Annotated in this window: 12 protein-coding genes and 1 pseudogene; 7 read left to right on the top strand and 6 right to left on the bottom strand. The window is 63.2% G+C overall.

Annotated elements, in window-relative coordinates; genetic code table 11:
• Window positions 1–20 precede the first annotated feature (20 nt).
• The 5 genes from ahcY (at window position 21) to J3A98_RS26365 (ending at window position 6,670) form a co-directional block, all read left to right on the top strand.
• Entirely contained in the window at window positions 21–1,430 is a 1,410-nt protein-coding gene (ahcY, locus tag J3A98_RS26385; RefSeq protein WP_021783768.1) for an adenosylhomocysteinase, read from the top strand.
• A gap of 166 nt (window positions 1,431–1,596) precedes the next feature.
• On the top strand, window positions 1,597–2,442 hold the full coding sequence (metF, locus tag J3A98_RS26380; RefSeq protein WP_176683076.1) for a methylenetetrahydrofolate reductase [NAD(P)H]: 846 nt from the start codon (window positions 1,597–1,599) through the stop codon (window positions 2,440–2,442).
• Between the two features lie 93 nt (window positions 2,443–2,535).
• Window positions 2,536–3,612, top strand: a complete 1,077-nt coding sequence (locus J3A98_RS26375; protein ID WP_209969620.1) for a hypothetical protein — start codon at window positions 2,536–2,538, stop codon at window positions 3,610–3,612.
• 167 nt (window positions 3,613–3,779) lie between these two features.
• A complete protein-coding gene (locus J3A98_RS26370; RefSeq protein ID WP_209969617.1) occupies window positions 3,780–4,568 on the top strand; it encodes a transporter substrate-binding domain-containing protein in 789 nt (262 codons plus the stop codon).
• 218 nt (window positions 4,569–4,786) lie between these two features.
• Window positions 4,787–6,670 (top strand): DEAD/DEAH box helicase, encoded by a 1,884-nt coding sequence (locus J3A98_RS26365; RefSeq protein ID WP_209969612.1) that lies wholly within the window; start codon window positions 4,787–4,789, stop codon window positions 6,668–6,670.
• A gap of 140 nt (window positions 6,671–6,810) precedes the next feature.
• On the opposite strand, the gene J3A98_RS26360 is transcribed toward J3A98_RS26365, so the two are convergent.
• The 3 genes and pseudogenes from J3A98_RS26360 to J3A98_RS26350 form a co-directional block, all read right to left on the bottom strand.
• Complete coding sequence (locus J3A98_RS26360; protein ID WP_003249350.1) at window positions 6,811–7,389, bottom strand: YceI family protein; 579 nt, start codon at window positions 7,387–7,389, stop codon at window positions 6,811–6,813.
• A 32-nt stretch (window positions 7,390–7,421) separates the two neighbouring features.
• A complete protein-coding gene (locus J3A98_RS26355) occupies window positions 7,422–7,973 on the bottom strand; it encodes a cytochrome b (protein WP_176683072.1) in 552 nt (183 codons plus the stop codon).
• Between the two features lie 229 nt (window positions 7,974–8,202).
• Window positions 8,203–9,813, bottom strand: a pseudogene (locus tag J3A98_RS26350) (flavin monoamine oxidase family protein); the annotation flags it as partial.
• A gap of 371 nt (window positions 9,814–10,184) precedes the next feature.
• On the opposite strand from J3A98_RS26350, the gene J3A98_RS26345 reads away from it, so the two are divergent.
• Both J3A98_RS26345 and J3A98_RS26340 read left to right on the top strand, forming a co-directional pair.
• Window positions 10,185–11,591 (top strand): adenosylmethionine--8-amino-7-oxononanoate transaminase, encoded by a 1,407-nt coding sequence (locus J3A98_RS26345; protein WP_209969609.1) that lies wholly within the window; start codon window positions 10,185–10,187, stop codon window positions 11,589–11,591.
• A gap of 148 nt (window positions 11,592–11,739) precedes the next feature.
• Window positions 11,740–12,459, top strand: coding sequence for a 16S rRNA (uracil(1498)-N(3))-methyltransferase (locus J3A98_RS26340; RefSeq protein WP_209969606.1), 720 nt, complete (start codon window positions 11,740–11,742; stop codon window positions 12,457–12,459).
• Here J3A98_RS26340 and J3A98_RS26335 read toward each other — a convergent pair whose 3' ends face one another.
• The 3 genes from J3A98_RS26335 to J3A98_RS26325 all read right to left on the bottom strand — a co-directional run bounded on the left by J3A98_RS26335 (window position 12,460) and on the right by J3A98_RS26325 (window position 18,622).
• A complete protein-coding gene (locus J3A98_RS26335) occupies window positions 12,460–13,077 on the bottom strand; it encodes a hemolysin III family protein (RefSeq protein ID WP_209969603.1) in 618 nt (205 codons plus the stop codon).
• Between the two features lie 138 nt (window positions 13,078–13,215).
• Window positions 13,216–13,689 (bottom strand): chemotaxis protein CheW, encoded by a 474-nt coding sequence (locus J3A98_RS26330; protein ID WP_209969600.1) that lies wholly within the window; start codon window positions 13,687–13,689, stop codon window positions 13,216–13,218.
• Window positions 13,682–18,622: an Hpt domain-containing protein gene (locus J3A98_RS26325; protein WP_209969596.1), complete on the bottom strand. Its 4,941-nt coding sequence runs from the start codon at window positions 18,620–18,622 to the stop codon at window positions 13,682–13,684. Before J3A98_RS26325 ends, J3A98_RS26330 begins: the two co-directional genes overlap by 8 nt.
• Window positions 18,623–18,630: the final 8 nt, after the last annotated feature.

Below are 18,630 nucleotides of genomic sequence, written 5' to 3'. Positions count from 1 at the left end.
CATTACGAATGGAGGCTCTCATGAGCGCTGCAAACATGCCTGCTGGTTTTACCGATTACAAAGTCGCCGACATCTCCCTGGCCGCCTGGGGCCGTCGCGAAACCATCATTGCCGAATCGGAAATGCCTGCGCTGATGGGCCTGCGTCGCAAGTACCTGGCCGAGCAACCGCTCAAGGGTGCGAAGATCCTGGGCTGCATCCACATGACCATCCAGACCGCCGTGCTGATCGAAACCCTGGTTGCCCTGGGTGCCGAAGTGCGCTGGTCGTCCTGCAACATCTTCTCGACTCAAGACCAGGCCGCTGCCTCGATCGCCGCCGCCGGTATCCCGGTGTTCGCCTGGAAAGGCGAAACCGAAGAAGAGTACGAGTGGTGCCTGGAGCAGACCATCCTGAAAGATGGCCAGCCATGGGACGCCAACATGATCCTCGACGACGGTGGTGACCTGACCGAACTGCTGCACAAGAAGTACCCGCAGGTACTGGACCGGGTGCACGGCGTGACCGAAGAGACCACCACCGGCGTGCACCGCCTGCTGGACATGCTGGCCAAGGGCGAGCTGAAAGTCCCGGCGATCAACGTCAACGACTCGGTCACCAAGAGCAAGAACGACAACAAGTACGGCTGCCGTCACAGCCTGAACGACGCCATCAAGCGTGGTACCGACCACCTGCTGTCGGGCAAGCAGGCCCTGGTGATCGGCTACGGTGACGTGGGCAAGGGCTCGGCCCAGTCCCTGCGCCAGGAAGGCATGATCGTCAAGGTCTCCGAAATTGACCCGATCTGCGCCATGCAAGCCTGCATGGACGGCTTCGAGCTGGTCTCGCCGTTCATCGACGGTATCAACGACGGCACCGAAGCCAGCATCGACAAGGCCCTGCTGGGCAAGATCGACCTGATCGTGACCACCACCGGTAACGTCAACGTCTGCGACGCCAACATGCTCAAGGCCCTGAAAAAGCGTGCCGTGGTCTGCAACATCGGCCACTTCGACAACGAAATCGACACCGCCTTCATGCGCAAGAACTGGGCCTGGGAAGAGGTCAAGCCGCAGGTTCACAAGATCCACCGTACCGGCGCTGGCAGCTTCGACCCGCAAAACGACGACTACCTGATCCTGCTGGCCGAAGGCCGCCTGGTCAACCTGGGCAACGCCACTGGCCACCCAAGCCGCATCATGGACGGTTCGTTCGCCAACCAGGTTCTGGCACAGATCTTCCTGTTCGAGCAGAAGTTCGCTGACCTGCCGGCCGAAAAGAAAGCCGAGCGCCTGACCGTTGAAGTGCTGCCGAAGAAACTCGACGAAGAAGTGGCCCTGGAAATGGTCCGCGGCTTCGGCGGCGTGGTCACTCAGCTGACCAAGCAGCAAGCCGACTACATCGGTGTGACCGTCGAAGGCCCGTTCAAGCCGCACGCCTACCGCTACTAAGCGGCAAGCTTGGAGCTGCAAGCGGCAAGCAAAGGCGGTCCGCGCCATTGCCACTTGCAGCTCAGGAAACACAGATCTTGAACGACGCCCAAGCCAGACCGGCCATCACCGATCTGGCTTTTACTTGCAGCTTGCCGCAAGACGCTTGTTGCCAGAGGAACGCCTGATGTCACAAGAACGCCGCTACAGTTTCGAGTTCTTCCCGACCAAGACCGACGCCGGTCACGAAAAGCTGATGGGCGTTGCCCGCCAGCTGGCCACCTATAACCCGGACTTCTTCTCCTGCACCTACGGTGCCGGTGGCTCGACCCGCGACCGCACGCTCAATACCGTGCTGCAGCTGGAAAGCGAAGTGAAGATCCCTGCCGCGCCGCACCTGTCGTGCGTGGGCGATACCAAGGCCGAATTGCGCGCCCTGCTGGCCGAGTACAAGGCCGCCGGCATCAAACGCATCGTCGCTCTGCGTGGCGACCTGCCGTCGGGCATGGGCATGGCCAGTGGTGAACTGCGCTACGCCAGTGAGCTGGTCGAATTCATCCGCCAGGAAACCGCTGACCACTTCTACCTGGAAGTCGCTGCCTACCCGGAAATGCACCCGCAGGCGCGCAACTTCGAGGCCGACCTGGCCAACTTTGTGCACAAGGTCAAGGCCGGTGCCGACAGCGCCATCACCCAGTACTTCTTCAACGCCGACAGCTACTTCTACTTCGTCGAGCGCGCACAGAAGCTGGGCGTGGACATTCCGGTGGTACCGGGCATCATGCCGATCACCAACTACAGCAAGCTGGCCCGCTTCTCCGATGCCTGTGGCGCCGAGATCCCGCGCTGGATCCGCAAGCAGCTGGAGGCCTATGCCGACGACACCGCCAGCATCCAGGCCTTCGGCGAAGAAGTGATTACCCGCATGTGCGAACAGCTGTTGCAAGGCGGCGCACCGGGCCTGCACTTCTATACCTTGAACCAGGCCGAACCGAGCCTGGCGATCTGGAACAACCTGAAGCTGCCGCGCTGAAATCTTTTGGCAAAGTCTGCTTAAGAAATGCTTAAGGCTTTGGTCATAGACTAAAGCCTTATTCATTTTCGGGTTAAACAGGTCTTGCCTGCCATGCAGCGTCCCCAACCTTCGCGCCCACAGCTTGTATATCTGGCTTTCGGCCCGGCAACCTACCATCAGGAAGCCTGCTTCAGCATCGTCAGCGCCCTCGCCCAGTTGGGCAGTGCAGCCGGCGAGGCCATGGACATCCAGGTCTACACCGACAATGCGCAGCCCTACGCCAAGCTGCCCGTCACCGTCCACTTGCTGGACGAGGCCACGCGCCAGGCATGGAACGCCCCGCACGGTTATCACTTTCGCAGCAAGCATGTGCTGTTGCGCCGGGTACTGCAGGAACACCCACTGGCAGTGCTGATCGACACAGACACCTTTTTCCGCACTTCGCCGCTGCATCTGTTCGCCCGTGTGGCGCCCAACCGCCTGCTGTGCAACGCCATCGGCACACGCTACGGCGCTGACCAGAAGTGCCTGTTGTACAAGAACCTGCTGGCCATTCTCGAGTCCCGGGGACTGGCCGACTGCCAGATGCCGCTCGTCAACTCCGGCGTTATCGGCCTCACTGCCGAGGACTGCGGCACCCTCGACCGCTCCATCGCCATGATGGACGAATTCTACCCCTTGGCGCGTGAGGCCTATACCCTTGAGGAGTTCTGCCTGGCAGTGGCGGCCTACCGCAACCTGGAGCTGGCCGAGTGCACCGATGTCATCCATCACTACTGGAGCCGGAAGGCGCAGTTCCGCGCCAAGATCCAGGCCTGGCTGCGCAAGCACGACCACGACCCACTCAGCCCCTCGGCCCTGGCGGACGTTGCGCGGGTCAACGACCAACTGCCGCGGCCACCAACCCTGCACCGTCTGGGTTACAAGGCGCTGAGCCTGACCCTGCCCAGCCACGAGCGCCAGTTTGCCCGCGAGTTGCTCTATGGCTGCTACCCCTACCCCAATGAGTTCGACCGCGCCTGCGCGTCCGCCTGGTGGGACAAGGCTCTGGAAAACCTCTACGACCGCCATGGCTACATGGAGCCCGAGCGGCTGCGTCAGTGCCTGCGCCATCCAGGGTTGCGGCTATCGCTGGGCGAGCGGCGCAAGGATATCGAGGCGCATCTGCTGCGAACCACTCAATCCTGATGTGCCCGCAAAATTCATTGTCTTGCGCGGTTGTGGGAGCGGGCGTGCCCGCGAAGAGCGCAACCCGATAGTTAGAACCGGCTTCGCCGGTGTTCGTGGGCACGCCCGCTCCCGCATCGATCGTGCATGCCTTTACCGTACACCGGCCGAACGCGTAATCTCCGGCCATGCCACATATCGCCCGTCTGTTCTGGATCCTGCTGCTCGCCAGCCTGAGCCCGTTGGCTCTGGGTGAGCGACTGCGTCTGGTGACCGATGACTGGGCGCCCTACGTGTATCAGCATGAAGGCCAGCCACGCGGTATCGACTACGAGGTTACCACTCAGGTCTTCAAGCGCCTGGGGGTCGAGGTGGAATGGCAGTTCCTGCCGTGGAAGCGCTGCCTGGCGATGGTCGAGCAAGGTTTGGCCGACGGTATCCTCGACATCTTCATGATCGAGTCGCGCCGCCCCTACCTGGTATATGCCCCCGAGCCCATGTCGGAGGTCGAATTCGTCTTGTTTCAGGCTCATGCACGTCGCCATGCGGTCACCCAGCTGAAGGACCTTTCTGGCCTTACCGTCGGCACATCGCCCGGCTATACCTATGGCACCGCGTTCAGCGAGGCCTCTTACTTCAAGCGCGAAGCCGCGCCTACCCTCGAAGCCAACTTCGGCAAGCTGATGCTGGGCCGCATCGATCTGGCGATCACCGATCGCAGGGTTGGCCATTACCTGCTTCACCAACTTGGCTTGCAGCGGCAAGTCGAAGAGTTGCCGCTGGTAGTAAGCCATCAGTCACAGTACCTGGGTTTAGTGCGCAAACCCGGCCGGGAGGCACTGGCTCTGGCCTTTGCCGAAGAGCTGCAGCGGTTCAAGCAGGAACCGGCCTATGCAGCGATCAGCAACCGCTACACAAGCGACACCGGAAACATTCTCAACGCCGTTGAGCAGCAGGAAAGCAGCACAGCGCGATAGCTCTGTTATACTCGGGCCTTCCCGCCCGGCTCACGCCCGGACGCTCGGCCTCGCAACAGGCATCCCGATCGGCACCGACGCTCCTTTGCGTCCAGCCTCCGTTTCCCGGATGTGCAGTGAAAGCCCAGCTGGACCGGACGCGATCGCATTCCACCGATGCCCGTCGCGCCAGGCAGAACATCCCAACGGGCCCAGCCCACACGAGAACAGGATCGCCCATGTCCTTTGCTTCCCTCGGTCTCTCCGAGGCTCTTGTCCGCGCTATCGAGGCTGCGGGCTACACCCAGCCGACCCCCGTGCAACAGCGGGCAATTCCCGCCGTGTTGCAAGGCCGCGACCTGATGGTTGCCGCACAGACAGGTACGGGTAAAACCGGCGGCTTCGCCCTGCCGATTCTCGAGCGCCTGTTCCCGGCCGGCCATCCCGACAAATCACAGCGCCACGGCCCGCGCCAGCCTCGCGTTCTGGTCCTGACACCGACCCGCGAACTGGCAGCCCAGGTGCATGACAGTTTCAAGGTCTATGCCCGTGACCTGCCACTGGTCAGCGCCTGCATCTTCGGCGGCGTTGGCATGAACCCGCAGATCCAGGCCATTGCCAAAGGCGTTGATGTGCTGGTCGCCTGCCCAGGCCGCCTGCTCGACCTCGCCGGCCAAGGCAAGGTCGACCTGGCCCACGTGGAAATCCTGGTACTGGATGAAGCCGATCGCATGCTCGACATGGGCTTCATCCACGACGTCAAGAAGGTCCTCGCCCGCCTGCCGGCCAAGCGCCAGAACCTGCTCTTCTCGGCCACCTTCTCCAAGGACATCACCGACCTCGCCGACAAGCTCCTGCACAACCCGGAGCGTATCGAGGTCACCCCGCCGAACACCACCGTCGAGCGTATCGAGCAGCGGGTATATCGCCTGCCTGCCAGCCACAAGCGTGCCTTGCTGGCGCACCTGATCACCCTGGGCGCCTGGGAACAGGTGTTGGTGTTCACCCGAACCAAGCATGGCGCCAACCGCCTGGCCGAGTACCTGGAAAAGCAAGGCCTGACCGCCGCCGCGATCCACGGCAACAAGAGCCAGAACGCCCGCACCAAGGCGCTGGCCGACTTCAAGGCCAACAGCGTGCGCGTACTGGTCGCCACCGACATCGCTGCCCGCGGCCTGGACATCGACCAGTTGCCCCATGTTGTCAACTTCGAGCTGCCGAATGTCGAGGAAGACTACGTCCACCGCATCGGCCGTACCGGCCGTGCCGGTCGTTCGGGCGAAGCTATTTCCCTGGTCGCGCCAGATGAAGAGAAGCTGCTCAAGAGCATCGAGCGGGTGACCAAGCAGCGCATCGCGGATGGCGACCTGATGGGCTTCGACGCCAGCCAGGTAGAAGCCGAGAAGCCCGAAGCACGCGAGCGCCCGCAGAATAACGGCCGCGGTGGCCGCAACCAGCAAGCCCGTGGCGAAGGTGGTAAAGACACCAACGGCGGCCGCAAGGACAAAGGCAAGGACAAAGGCAAAGCCAGGCAGCAAGCTGCGGCCAAGCCGGAGGACAAGGAAAGGAGCGGTGACAAGCAGCAGCAACCGCGCAAGCCGCGTGACAAGAAGCCACGCCAGCAGCAGGCCAGCAATAGCAGCGTGCCGAAGCCGCCGGCAGACCGCGACCCGGAAGAATTCCTGGACGACGAGCTCGATAACTTCGGTAACCGCGCCGACTATGTCAGCCCGTACCAGGGCAAGAACCAGGGCCGCAACCGCCGCCCAGGTGGTGCTGGCCAAGGTCAGGGGCAAGGCAATGGCCAACGCAGCAACGCTGGCGGCCAGGGCCAAGCCCGCAATGGCGGCCAGCCACGCAGTGGTGGCGGAGAAAAACGCCCGCCCCGCGCCAACAACGGTGGCGGTACCCGTCGTGATGGCGGCGGTGGCCGTGGTCGCCCTGCGCGTGACGATGCTGCCCGGCAAGAGCCGGCCTTGCGCAACCCGCGTCAGCCGGAAAAACAGCCAGTGATCATTCGCAAGGAGTCCAAGCTGGACCGCTTCCCGACGCCTGAGCAACTGGATGACCTGCCAAGCCGCCCACGTGGTGAGCGCCCGGCGCTGCTGACCCGCAAGGGCTGATGGAAATGCCGAGGGGGCTGCTTCGCAGCCCTATCGCGACACAAGGCCGCTCCTGCAGAGATCAAGAAATTCTCTACAGGAGCGGCCTTGTGTCGCGATAGGGCCGCAAAGCGGCCCCCTCGGTCTTCAGCTGGCAGAAATTACTTCTGCTTCACACCTTCAACACTGATATCCAGGTCCAGGGTCTGCGAAGTGGCACCTGGGCCTTTGATGCCGAAGTCGTTCAGGTTCAGCGTGGTGGTGGCGTTGAAGCCAGCGCGTTCACCACCCCATGGGTCCTTGCCTTCACCGTTGAAGGTAGCCTTGAACGTCACCGGCTTGGTGACACCGTGCATGGTCAGGTCGCCAGTCACGTCAGCCGTCTTGTCGCCAGTCGACTTGACGCTGGTGGAGACGAATTTGGCGTCCGGGTACTTCTTCACGTCGAGGAAGTCGGCGCTGGCGATGTGCTTGTCACGCTCGGCGTGGTTCGACCACAGGCTGGCGGTTTTCAAGTCGACGCTAATCTTGCTGGCTTCAGGCTTGGCGCTGTCCCAGCTGAAATTGCCGTCGAAATCCTTGAAGGTACCGTGGATGAAGCTGTAGCCCAGGTGGCTGATTTTCCAGTCAACGAACGCGTGCTGGCCTTCCTTGTCAATCTTGTACTCGGCAGCCATGGCCTGGCCAGCAGAGAGCAGAGCGGTACCGAGCGCCAGAGCGGCAAAAGTCTTTTTCAACATCCTGTTCCTTCCTGTGTAATTGAGGTTGAGAGTCAAGCTTTGCGGCCCAGCATGCGAATCAGGGTCGCGTCACGGTCGATGAAATGGTGCTTGAGCGCGGCAAGGGCATGCAGCACGGCGAAAATCACCAAGCCCCAGGCCAGCCACAAATGAACCACACCCGCCACATCTGCCTGGTCGGGCAGGTCGCTGATCAGTGCCGGCACTTCGAACAGGCCAAACACCGGAATGCCGACCCCGTCGGCAGTGGAAATCAGGTAACCGGCAACCATCACCGCAAACAGCCCAAAGTACAGGACCAGGTGACCCAGCTTGGCCGCCAGGCGAGTGAGTGCACCATGATTGACCGGAGCCGGTGGTGGCGGGCTGATGAAACGCCAGAGCATTCGCAGCAGCATCACCGCCAGCAGCACCAGGCCGATACTCTTGTGCAGGTCCGGGCCGGCCTTGCGCCAGGGGCTGTAGTAGTCGAGGCCGACCATCCACAGGCCCAGGCCAAACAGGCCGAAGACTGCCAGCGCCACACCCCAGTGCAGGATGATGCTGACCACGCCATAGCGAGAAGGTGAATTGCGCAGTTGCATGTTGCGTGTTTCCCCGTGAAAGCTGTGCACAGACTAACGCGAAACGTATCGAAGAAAAGCGGAAAAAATTGCTTCGGATTATCGAGGAATCCGATATTTATTCTGTTGGCTCACCATTAAGAAAACATTAACGATAGTCGGAGCGCTGGGGTTGCAGTGCCGGCCTTCAGGCTGCAAACAGGCCGACACTGTCGAACAATCAGCCAGCCTTGGCCTGGGTATTGGCTGCAGCCTTCACCTCGGGCGTGTCCGCCCCACCAAACACGCGCTTGAAGAAGCCTGGCTTGTCCTGCTTCGCCTCCTCGGACGGCTTCGGCTCAGCTTTGACCGGCGCCTTGTCAGTCTTGTCGCCCTTGTCGGACGAACCGCCGAACATATTGGAGAAGAACCCTCCTTTGCTCTCCTTGGCGGCCGCCGCACCTGCCGTCACCGCAACTGGCGCCGTCTTGGCCGGGTCGAACGACTTGCCGGCCAACAGGTCCTGTACCTGGCTGGCCGCACGCTGGCCACTGCGCAGGGCGCCTTCCAAAGTGCCGGGGTACAGGGCATCGGTGTGCTCACCGGCAAAGGCAATGCGCTGCACCGGACGCTCCCAAAGGCGCCAGTACTTGCTGATCTGCCCCGGGCCGTAGGCCAGGTAGGCACCACCTGTGCCCACGTCAGCACTGTATCGTTTGACCTCGTAACCGGTGAAAGCACCACGGGCCTGGGGGTAGAACGCATGCAGACGGATCAGCACCTGGTCGACCATCTGCTTGTCACCAAAGGCCTGCAGCAGACGAGCGTTGTCGCCGGACAGGTTGATCACCACGTTGGCCCCCCCCTTGAGCGCCGGCTCGACCCACAGCATGCCGAGGCCGGCGTTACTGAAGATTTCGCCCGACATGCGTGCACGGCTTTCCCATACGGGTTTCTTGAACTTGAGCATGATCTGGTCGCGCCAACCATAGTTGGTGCCCTTGAGCGCCGCCAGGTGCTGGCTGTCCAGGCCAGGGGTCATCTGGATCCTGGCCAGCGCGCGCAAAGGCACGGCCATGACCAGATAATCTGCCTTGTAGCCGACGCTGCCGACTTTTACCGTGACACCATCCTTGTCCTGGACAATCGCGGTAACCGGCGATCTGGTCTTGATGGTTTTCAGTTGCTTGACGAAAGCCTGAGCCAGCACCGGGCTGCCGCCGGGCAGCCGCGCGGCGCGCAGGTCGCGGTCGCTGACGCCGCGGTACACGCGGTTCTGCTGGGCGAAGTACAGCAGCGACAGGCGCGACGGTTCATCGTAGCGGGTACGGATGTGCTGGTTGATCAACTGACGGGCGGTGGCCGGTAGTTGCAGCTTGTTCAGCCAGGTGGAGACGTTGATCTGGTCCAGGGCGAACAGCGTGCTGGTTGCCTGCGGGTTCAGCGGGTCATCGATCGAACGGGCCAGGTCATCGAGGGTTTTCTCGTAACGCTTGAGCGCCTCGGCAGTGGCCGGTTGCTTGGTGGCCAGGTCGCTGGCGCTGAAGTACTCGCCGTCGATCAGGTAACCCGGGGTACGCACAAACTCCGGCGCCGGCAGTGTTTCAAGCTTGAAACGGTTGAGGTACTGGTTAAGCACCGGCTGTGCCTTGGCGTTGCCGATCCACTCGCTGGTGGCCAGGCCCGAACGCCCGCCCATGCCCGCCTTGGCCTCCAGCAGGGTCACGTGCCAGCCTTTGTTCTGCAGCTCGTAGGCTGCCGTCAGGCCTGCCAGGCCTCCCCCCACGACAATCGCCGTGGGCGTCTTGTCTTTCGCCAGCGCAGCGCCGCTGGACACACCAATCAATATCAACGCGCACAGACGCACCCAAGCAGCAGCCATGTCGGCGAACTCCGAGTCAGAGGTTACAGAAACGGGGAGAGGCAGGAATGCCCCGGGTAGATGCGTTAAGAATACGTCAGGTCCGACCACCCTGCCAGCGCAGTGACATCAAGTCCTTTTGGCAGCTCACATTTTTGTCAGTCGCTAGGCCACACAGTGGCAGGGGAGCTCTGCATGATCTTGGTGACTTTGCACAGCCTCAGGCCTGAGCCTCCGCTCCGGCAACACATCCTGGAGGGCTTTGCTCCATGCAAGGCAGCAAGCTCGAATGGACCGGCACCCACCCCATTGAACGGCAGCGGTTGTCCTGCCCTGCGGCATTGCTTAGGCTTACGCGGTCGAACCACGCCGCAAAGCCAGGAGAAGTGCCCATGGGCCTCAATGATCAGTGGATGCAACGCGACCTCAAGGTCCTGTGGCACCCCTGCACCCAGATGAAAGACCACGAGCAGCTGCCGCTGATCCCGATCAAGCGCGGCGAAGGCGTGTGGCTGGAAGACTTCGAGGGCAAACGCTACCTGGATGCGGTGAGCAGCTGGTGGGTCAACGTGTTCGGCCATGCCAACCCGCGCATCAACCAGCGCATCAAGGACCAGGTCGACCAGCTCGAACACGTGATCCTGGCCGGCTTCAGTCATCAGCCCGTGATCGAGCTGTCCGAGCGCCTGGTCGCCATGACCCCGGCCGGCCTCGACCGGGTGTTCTATGCCGACAATGGCTCGTCGTGCATCGAAGTGGCGCTGAAGATGAGCTTCCACTACTGGCAGAACATCGGCAAACCGGACAAGAAGCGCTTCGTCACCCTGACCAACAGCTACCACGGCGAAACCATTGCCGCCATGTCGGTGGGTGATGTGCCGCTGTTCACCGAAACCTACAAGGCACTGCTGCTCGACACCCTCAAGGTGCCAAGCCCTGACTGTTACCTGCGCCCCGAGGGCATGAGCTGGGAAGAGCACTCGCGCAACATGTTCCAGGCCATGGAGCAGACCCTGGCCGAACACCATGCCTCGATCAGCGCCGTGATCGTCGAGCCACTGATACAGGGTGCCGGTGGCATGCGCATGTACCACCCGGTGTACCTCAAGCTGTTGCGCGAAGCCTGCGACCGCTACGACGTGCACCTGATCCACGACGAAATCGCCGTAGGCTTCGGCCGCACCGGTACGATGTTCGCCTGCGAGCAAGCCGGCATCCGCCCGGACTTCCTGTGCCTGTCCAAGGCCCTGACTGGCGGCTACCTGCCGCTGGCCGCCTGCCTGACCACCGACAAGGTGTACCAGGCGTTCTACGACGATTACCCGACACTGCGCGCATTCCTGCACTCGCACAGCTACACCGGCAACCCGCTGGCGTGCGCTGCGGCGCTGGCAACCCTGGATATCTTCGAGCAGGACAATGTGATCGAGGCCAACAAAGCGTTGGCCAAGCGCATGGCCACAGCCACTGCACACCTGGCCGATCATGCTCACGTTGCAGAAATTCGCCAGACCGGCATGGCCCTGGCCATCGAAATGGTTCAGGACAAGGCAGGCAAGGTTGCCTATCCCTGGCAGGAGCGCCGTGGCCTGAAGGTGTTCGAGCACGCCCTGACCCGCGGCGCTCTGCTGCGACCGCTGGGCAGTGTGGTGTACTTCCTGCCGCCGTACGTGATCACCCCCGAGCAGATCGACTTCCTTGGCGAAGTGGCCAGCGAAGGCATCGATATCGCCACCCGCGACAGCGTCAGTATCGCAGTGCCGGCCAACTTCCACCCCGATTTCCGCGACCCGGGCTAGGCCCGGCAATTCGCCACACCACTTTTCCTGTGGGAGCGGGCGAGCCCGCGAACAAGGGCGAAGCCCTTGCCAGGCACCGCGGCGCCTGATTCGCGGGCACGCCCTCTCCCACAGGGGATCTGCGTCTCTCTATTTACCGAGCAAACCCATGAGACTGTCCCGCTTCTTCACCGACGCCCCCCTGAGCCTTGGCGAGCACGACCTGCCCGAGGCTCAGGCCCACTACATTGGCCGCGTGCTGCGCATGGCCCCCGGCGACGCCGTGCAGCTGTTCGATGGCAGCGGCCAGGAATTCCGTGGTCAGTTGCTTGAGGTGGGCAAGAAAACTGTCCGCGTCAGCCTTGACCAGGCCTTTGCCGGCCAGGCCGATTCACCGCTGCATGTGCACCTGGGCCAGGGCCTTTCCCGTGGCGAGCGCATGGACTGGGCGATCCAGAAGGCCACCGAGCTTGGTGCCAACGAAATCACCCCGATCGTCAGCGAACGCTGCGAAGTGCGCCTGAAAGACGAACGCGCCGACAAGCGCCTGGCCCACTGGCGCCAAGTGGCGATCAGCGCCTGTGAACAATGTGGGCGCTCTACCTTGCCAGTCATCCACCCGCCTGTGACCCTGGCCGAATGGCTGAGCAGCACCAAGGCTGACTTGAAACTGGTCCTGCACCCGGTGGCCGAGCCGCTCACCAGCCATGAAAAGCCCGCAACCCTGGCCTTCGTGATCGGCCCCGAAGGCGGCCTGAGCGAAACCGAAGTCGAGCAGGCCAAAACCGCCGGCTTCCACGCAGCACGCCTTGGCCCGCGCGTGCTGCGCACGGAGACCGCGCCAGTGGTGGCGCTGTCGGTGGCACAGCAGTTGTGGGGCGATTTTTAATTAGCGTACGTAGAGCGACACCGCCACGAAGTGCATCAGACTGCCAGCGATCACGAACAGGTGCCAGATGCCATGCCAGTGACGGAAGCGGCTGTCGAAGGCGAAGAAGATGATGCCGACGGTGTAGAACACGCCGCCGGCAGCCAGCCAGGCGAAGCCGGCAGTGCCCAGCGAATTCAGCAGTGGTTTGACGGCCACCAGCACGATCCAGCCCATTACCGCATAGATGATGATCGAGAGGATCCGCGCCTCGGAGCGCGGCTTGATCTCTTGCAACATGCCGATGATCGCCAGCCCCCAGACCACGCCGAACAGGCTCCATCCCCAAGGGCCGCGCAGGCTGACCAGGCAAAACGGCGTGTAGCTGCCGGCAATCAGCAGATAGATCGACAGATGGTCGAGCTTGCGCATGATCACTTTCGCCCGCCCACGGGTGCTGTGGTACAGAGTGGAGATGCTGTACAGCAACAGCAGCGTGCCGCCGTAGATGGAGAAGCTGACAATCTTCCACGGGTCGCCTTGCAGGCCAGCGACCACGATCAGCCAGATGGAACCAATAGCAGCGAGGACGGCACCGACCAGGTGGGTCCAGGCGTTGAAGCGTTCACCGTAATACATGCAAACACAGACCTCCTGAGGTGGGCTGGGTTCCTGATGTGATGTTGATGAACCCTTCGCGGGTAAACCCGCTCCTACAACGGAGCGCAGCCATTGTAGGAGCGGGTTTACCCGCGAAGAGGCCCTGTGCCTCACATCCTACCCAAGATCAGGTTGCAGATCCGCGTCACGCACCAGCCTTTCCAGTGCGACCAGGTCCGGCACCCGCGCCACCTGCTCACCCACCTGCACCGCCGCCAGCTCCAGCCTGCCCAGCGCCACATCAACGTAGTTCAGCTGACTGTCGAGCTTGCACGAGCGCGGAATGCCCTGCAGCAACAGCGCCAGGTACCGCAAACCGGTATCGCCCAAGGCATTGAGCACCACCACGCGAGCCCGCTCCCCGCACGGCGTCTCACCACCGCACGCGGCCTCGAAACCGATCAACGGCAGGCGTTGCTGACGCCAGTCGATCCACCCCAGGTGCCAGGCGGGGTCGCCGTGCTGGCACACCAGGTTACGTTGCCCGCTCAGCTCGGCCACCGCCACGTTGGGCAACACCAGCGTGCGGTCCCCCAACGGCAGCAACAGCCCGGTCAGGCTGCTGCGCTGGCCGGAAATCAGTTCAAGCATGGGCCTGGCTCCAATGTGCGATGCTCTGCAGCAGCAGCGATTCCTGATACGGCTTGCCCAGGTATTCGTTGACGCCGATGGCCATGGCGCGGTCCCGGTGCTTCTGCCCGGTGCGCGAGGTGATCATGATGATCGGCAAGTCTTTGAGCCGCGCGTCACGGCGGATACGTGTGGCCACCTCGAAGCCGTCCATGCGCGGCATCTCGATGTCCAGCAACAACACGTCGGGCCGGTGCTCTTCCAGCAAGGCCATGGCATCGACGCCATCCTTGGCCGTGAGCACGCTCATGCCGTGGCGCTCCAGTAGGCGGCTGGTCACCTTGCGTACGGTTACCGAATCGTCCACCACCATCACCAGCAAGGCACGGCGCGGTGCCGGGCCAAGCAACTGGCGTTGGCTACCGCCACCGGGCAGGCGGGCCAGCCGTCGCTGCTGGCCGCGCAGCTGGCCCAGCAGGTCAAGAATCAGTACCACCCGGCCATCGCCTAGCAGTGTCGCCCCCGATAGCCCGGCAACCGCAGCAAACTGCGGCCCCAGGCTTTTCACCACGATCTCGCGGCTGGGCGACAGGCTATCGGCCTGGATGGCGAACGACTGCTCCTTGGAATGCACCAACAGCACCGGCAACGGTACGCTCTGCCCCAGCAGCGCCGGGCGCGGCAGGCCTTGCAGCAATTCACCCAGGTAGCGCAGCTCGTATTCGTGGCCGGCATACACATAGCGGGGCGAGTCCAGCTGGTAGCACGCCGCAAGTTCGGCAGGTGGCACGCGGACGATGCCCTCGATGGTATTGAGCGGAATGGCGTATTGCTCTTCGCCCAGGTGCACCATCAGCGCACGGTTGATCGACACGGTGAACGGCAGGCGGATCAGAAAGCGCGCCCCTTTGCCCTGTGCCGACTCGATACTCATCGAGCCACCCAGTTGCTTGACCTCCTCGTGCACAACATCCATGCCCAGCCCGCGCCCGGAAATCTGGGTGATCTTTTCGGCGGTAGAAAAGCCTGGCCGCAGGATGAACTGCAGGATCTCGTGGTCACTCAACTGCGCCTGCGGGTCCAGCAGGCCGCGCTTGATGGCCTTGCGCCGCACCGCTTCCAGTGGCACGCCGGCACCATCATCCGTCATTTCGATGACGATATCGGCGCCCTCATGCAGCAAATTCAGATGGATGGTGCCCTGCTCCGGCTTGCCGGCGGCCAGGCGCATTGCGCGGCTTTCCAGGCCGTGGTCAACGGCGTTGCGCAGCATATGCTCCAGTGGCGCCACCATGCGTTCCAGCACGCTGCGGTCCAGTTCGCCCTCGGCATTGCCAACCACCAATTCCACCTGCTTGCCCAGCTCGCTGGCCACCTGACGCACCACGCGCTGCAAGCGCGGCACCAGGCGTTCGAACGGCACCATCAGGGTGGCGGTCAGGCCCTCCTGCAACTGGCTGTTCACCCGCGCCTGCTGTTGCAGCAGGCTGTACGCCTCCTGAGCACGCTGAGCCAGGGTTTCCTTCAGATCCAGCAGGTCCGAGGCAGACTCGAAGAGGGCCCGTGACAGCTGCTGCAGCTGGGAGTGGCGGTCCATTTCCAGAGGGTCGAAGTCGTCATAGGCATCGCCTTCGAACTGCTGCCGGCTGGAGATTCGCCCCTGGGTCTCCACATCCAGACGCAGCAACTGATCGCGCATGCGCTCGAGTGTGGTTTCCATCTCGTTGAGGGCGAACTGCGCGTCGTTGACCTGCTGCTCGATGCGCCCACGGATGATCGAGTGCTCGCCGGCCAGGTTACCCAGGTCGTCGAGCAGCTCGGCGTCGACCTTGACCATGTCACCCGGTGCCCGCTCTGGCGCTGCTGCCGGTGCTTCGGCGGTTGCAGCTTCTGGCGGCCCCTGGCCCGCGGCACTGTCTGTCAGTGCCGCACTGCTGAAGTTGCGAATGTAGTCGATCAGCGCCGTAGCGGCATGCAACGGCTGCCCCAGGCGGACGGCGTCAAGCATATGCGCCAATCGGTCGTGGCAGTTCTGCAGCAGGGCGAACAGTGGCGCGCTTGGCGGCAATCTGCCGGCAGCCAACAGCTCGTAGAGAAACTCCAGTTCGTGGGCCAGATCACCGATCGGGGTAATTTCGACCATGCGCGCCACGCCCTTGAGGGTGTGCAGGTCGCGCATCAGGTTGTCCACCTCGACGCTGCTGCGCGGGTCGGCCTGCCATCGTGCCAAGGCCGCCGCGGCGCTTTCGACGATGTCCGAGCTTTCTTCCAGGAACACTTCCAGCAGCTCTTCGCCGGGGCTTTCCGGCGCCTCGGCAAGCGGCCCGGCCACCTCCGGTTGCAACGGCGGGTGTGGCAACCCCAGGGTATCGGACAGGTCCATGTCCGGGTGCAGTGGTGTGACCGTATCGATGCCCACCAGGCCGGTGGCATCTGGCGCCAGGGCCTGGTCCAGCAGGTTGCGCAGGCTGTCGACCAGCTCCGGGCGCGGCGGAATATCCTGCCCGGCCGCCACTTCGTCGAGCATGTCCAGCAGGGTCTCATGGGCCCGCTGCGCCTGGCTGAAGAAGCGGGCATCGGCAGGCAGGCTGCCCTCCTCCACAGCGCCATACAAGTCCAGCAACGCCTCGCACACCTCATCCATCTGCCACAGGTCGGCCAGGTGCGCGGCATGCCCCAGGGTGGTCATCTGGTCGAGCAGGTTATCCAGTGCGTCACGCTGGGCGGGCTGTTGCTGCCAACGCGACAACAGCGTCTCTGCATCGAGCAGAATGTCCATGGCCTGCGCCAGGAAGCTGGCGACCAACTGCGGATCATGCTTGCGGCGGCCGGCATGGTGCGGGTCTTCATGCAGGCTGGCCAGGCGGCCGTCCACTGCCTGGCCGACCTGTTCGATCAGTTCCGCGGCGCCGGGGATGGCGGCCAGTGGCGTGCTATCGAGTTGCGCCAAGCCCAGATGGAACAACGAGCGCGCAGCTTCCAGCCACTCCATCTCAGCCATTTGCAGTGGCAGTTGATGCCCCTTGTACTCACGGGCCAGGCGGTCGAAGGCAGTGGCCAGTTCAGCGATCGGCATCACCCCGGCCATGGCGGCACTGCCTTTGAGCGTGTGCAAGGCACGCTGCAAATCATCGCTGACCGGCGTGTCGTGGCCACCGGCGCTTTGCAGATAAACCTCAAGACTGGCCAGATGCCCCTGCGCCTCGGTGCGAAAAATGCCCAGCAACTGCGGATCGAGGCCATCGACACCGGTAGCCGCCGGGGCATCGTTTTCGGCCAGGCTGTGCAGGTGCCCGGCCAATTGCTCGATTTCAGTCAGTTGCGGCAGTTGGCCGGCAGCAAAGTCGGCCAGCAGGTCAGGCAGGTGGACGAACACCTGCTGCAGCGCTACAACCCCTTCCGGGCTGAGCACGCTGCGGCCCTCGAGTACCCGGTTCAGCAGGTGCTCGGCGCCCCAGGCCAGTTCAGCCACCGCCTCTGCATGTACCATGCGGCCGCTGCCTTTGAGTGTATGCAGCGCGCGACGCACTTCGCCCAGTGCCTCGCGTTGCTGGTTGTCGGCACGCCAGCGCAACCAGTGGCGCTCGATTTCCGGCAGCAGTTCGCCCGCCTCGTCTAGGAACACTTCACGAAGCTCATCATCGATGCCATCGCCATTGCCGTCCTGGTCTGGGCTGGCCCCGATCACCGCGCACTGCACACCCAGCGCCGCCAGGCTGGCCCGTGCCATCTCGATAAAGGGTTGGCCATCGGCCAGCGGGTCTGCCGTCCGCCATTGCAGGTAGCATTCGGCAGCGCTCAGTGCCTCGGCCAAGTGCGTCAGCTCATCAATCGGCGGCTCTTCCTCCTGGTGCTGCAACCAACGCTGCACATAGCTTGCGCAGCCGACAAACAGCTCGGCCACGGCGGGCAGCATCAACATGGCCAGCGCCCCGCGGATCTGCTGCAACAGCCCCGGCAAAGGCTGCAGGCGTTGCCGGGGCCAGTCGGACTCCAGGTAATCGCCGATCAGATCCTTGGCCTGCTGCAACACGTTCAGCGACTCATTCAGCACCAACTGGCGTATCTCAGCCAGGTCCGAGCCCGGCAAATTGCCTTGGCCGTTTTCCTCCAAAGGGCCGACCATGCCGTTCAGGGAGGCTTCCACGTACAACAGAGCCCCTGCCACATCCATCAACACCGCGTCGTCCACCGCCCGCTCGCCCTGAGCCAATGCCTGCAACGCCAGCACCTGGTCGATGATCACCCGCCGCGGTTGCTGAAAGCCCAGAACCGCCAGGGTGTCAGCCACGTGGCGCAACGGGGCCAGCAGCGCATCGAGCTGCTCGCGGTGCTGACGGTCGCCGCGCCCGAACTGGTCCAGGCGCTCCTTGATGCGCATCAAGTCATCGCACAGTGCAGTCACCACCGAACGCAGCGCATCGCGCCCCGACCCGGCCTGCAGTTGGTCACGCCAGTTGCCCAGCGACAAGTCGAGGTTGGCAAGGTCATCGTCACCCGCGAAGCGTTGGGCGGCGCCGGTCATCAGGCTGGCCTGGGCCAGCGGTTCCTCCCCCCGGCAGGCGCGCAGCTGGTTGAGCAACGGCAGCATCACCAGTGGCAGGTCATGGCGAGCACCGCGCAACCGCTCCAGGTACGAGGGCAACTGCTCCAGGCCGCGGAACAATGCACCCAGGCAATCACCCCGGGGGCTGACCTGGCCATCGGCCAAAGCCTTGGCAAACAGCTCCAGCTCCTCGGCCAGGCGCGTGGCGCCGCGCAGTTCGAGCATGCGCAGGCAGCCGTGCACCTGATGCAGGTTGTCGACCACGAAAGCCATCATCGAAAGGTCGCCCGTCTCGCCGGCAAAGCGCTCCAGCGCCTGCCTTGCCTGGCCCAGGCAATCGAGAATGGCGGCCTTGGTCCAGGCCAATGCCACTGTTTCGTGACGCTCGGGGCTTACTGCAGACGCCATGGTCACTA

Source organism: Pseudomonas sp. BP6, assembly GCF_017875935.1.
Classification (GTDB): Bacteria; Pseudomonadota; Gammaproteobacteria; order Pseudomonadales; family Pseudomonadaceae; genus Aquipseudomonas; species Aquipseudomonas putida_Y.
Note: the sequence above shows the minus strand (reverse complement) of the source record. Positions and strands in the feature narration are given on the sequence as shown.

Bases quoted from the DNA above. Each gene is read 5' to 3' on its own strand.
- J3A98_RS26360 (WP_003249350.1), bottom strand. From the start codon at position 7,389: ATGTTGAAAAAGACTTTTGCCGCTCTGGCGCTCGGTACCGCTCTGCTC.
- J3A98_RS26355 (WP_176683072.1), bottom strand. From the start codon at position 7,973: ATGCAACTGCGCAATTCACCTTCTCGCTATGGCGTGGTCAGCATCATC.
- J3A98_RS26375 (WP_209969620.1), top strand. From the start codon at position 2,536: ATGCAGCGTCCCCAACCTTCGCGCCCACAGCTTGTATATCTGGCTTTC.
- J3A98_RS26335 (WP_209969603.1), bottom strand. From the start codon at position 13,077: ATGTATTACGGTGAACGCTTCAACGCCTGGACCCACCTGGTCGGTGCC.
- J3A98_RS26340 (WP_209969606.1), top strand. From the start codon at position 11,740: ATGAGACTGTCCCGCTTCTTCACCGACGCCCCCCTGAGCCTTGGCGAG.
- J3A98_RS26330 (WP_209969600.1), bottom strand. From the start codon at position 13,689: ATGCTTGAACTGATTTCCGGCCAGCGCAGCAGCCTGACCGGGCTGTTG.
- J3A98_RS26325 (WP_209969596.1), bottom strand. From the start codon at position 18,622: ATGGCGTCTGCAGTAAGCCCCGAGCGTCACGAAACAGTGGCATTGGCC.
- ahcY (WP_021783768.1), top strand. From the start codon at position 21: ATGAGCGCTGCAAACATGCCTGCTGGTTTTACCGATTACAAAGTCGCC.
- J3A98_RS26370 (WP_209969617.1), top strand. From the start codon at position 3,780: ATGCCACATATCGCCCGTCTGTTCTGGATCCTGCTGCTCGCCAGCCTG.
- J3A98_RS26345 (WP_209969609.1), top strand. From the start codon at position 10,185: ATGGGCCTCAATGATCAGTGGATGCAACGCGACCTCAAGGTCCTGTGG.
- metF (WP_176683076.1), top strand. From the start codon at position 1,597: ATGTCACAAGAACGCCGCTACAGTTTCGAGTTCTTCCCGACCAAGACC.
- J3A98_RS26365 (WP_209969612.1), top strand. From the start codon at position 4,787: ATGTCCTTTGCTTCCCTCGGTCTCTCCGAGGCTCTTGTCCGCGCTATC.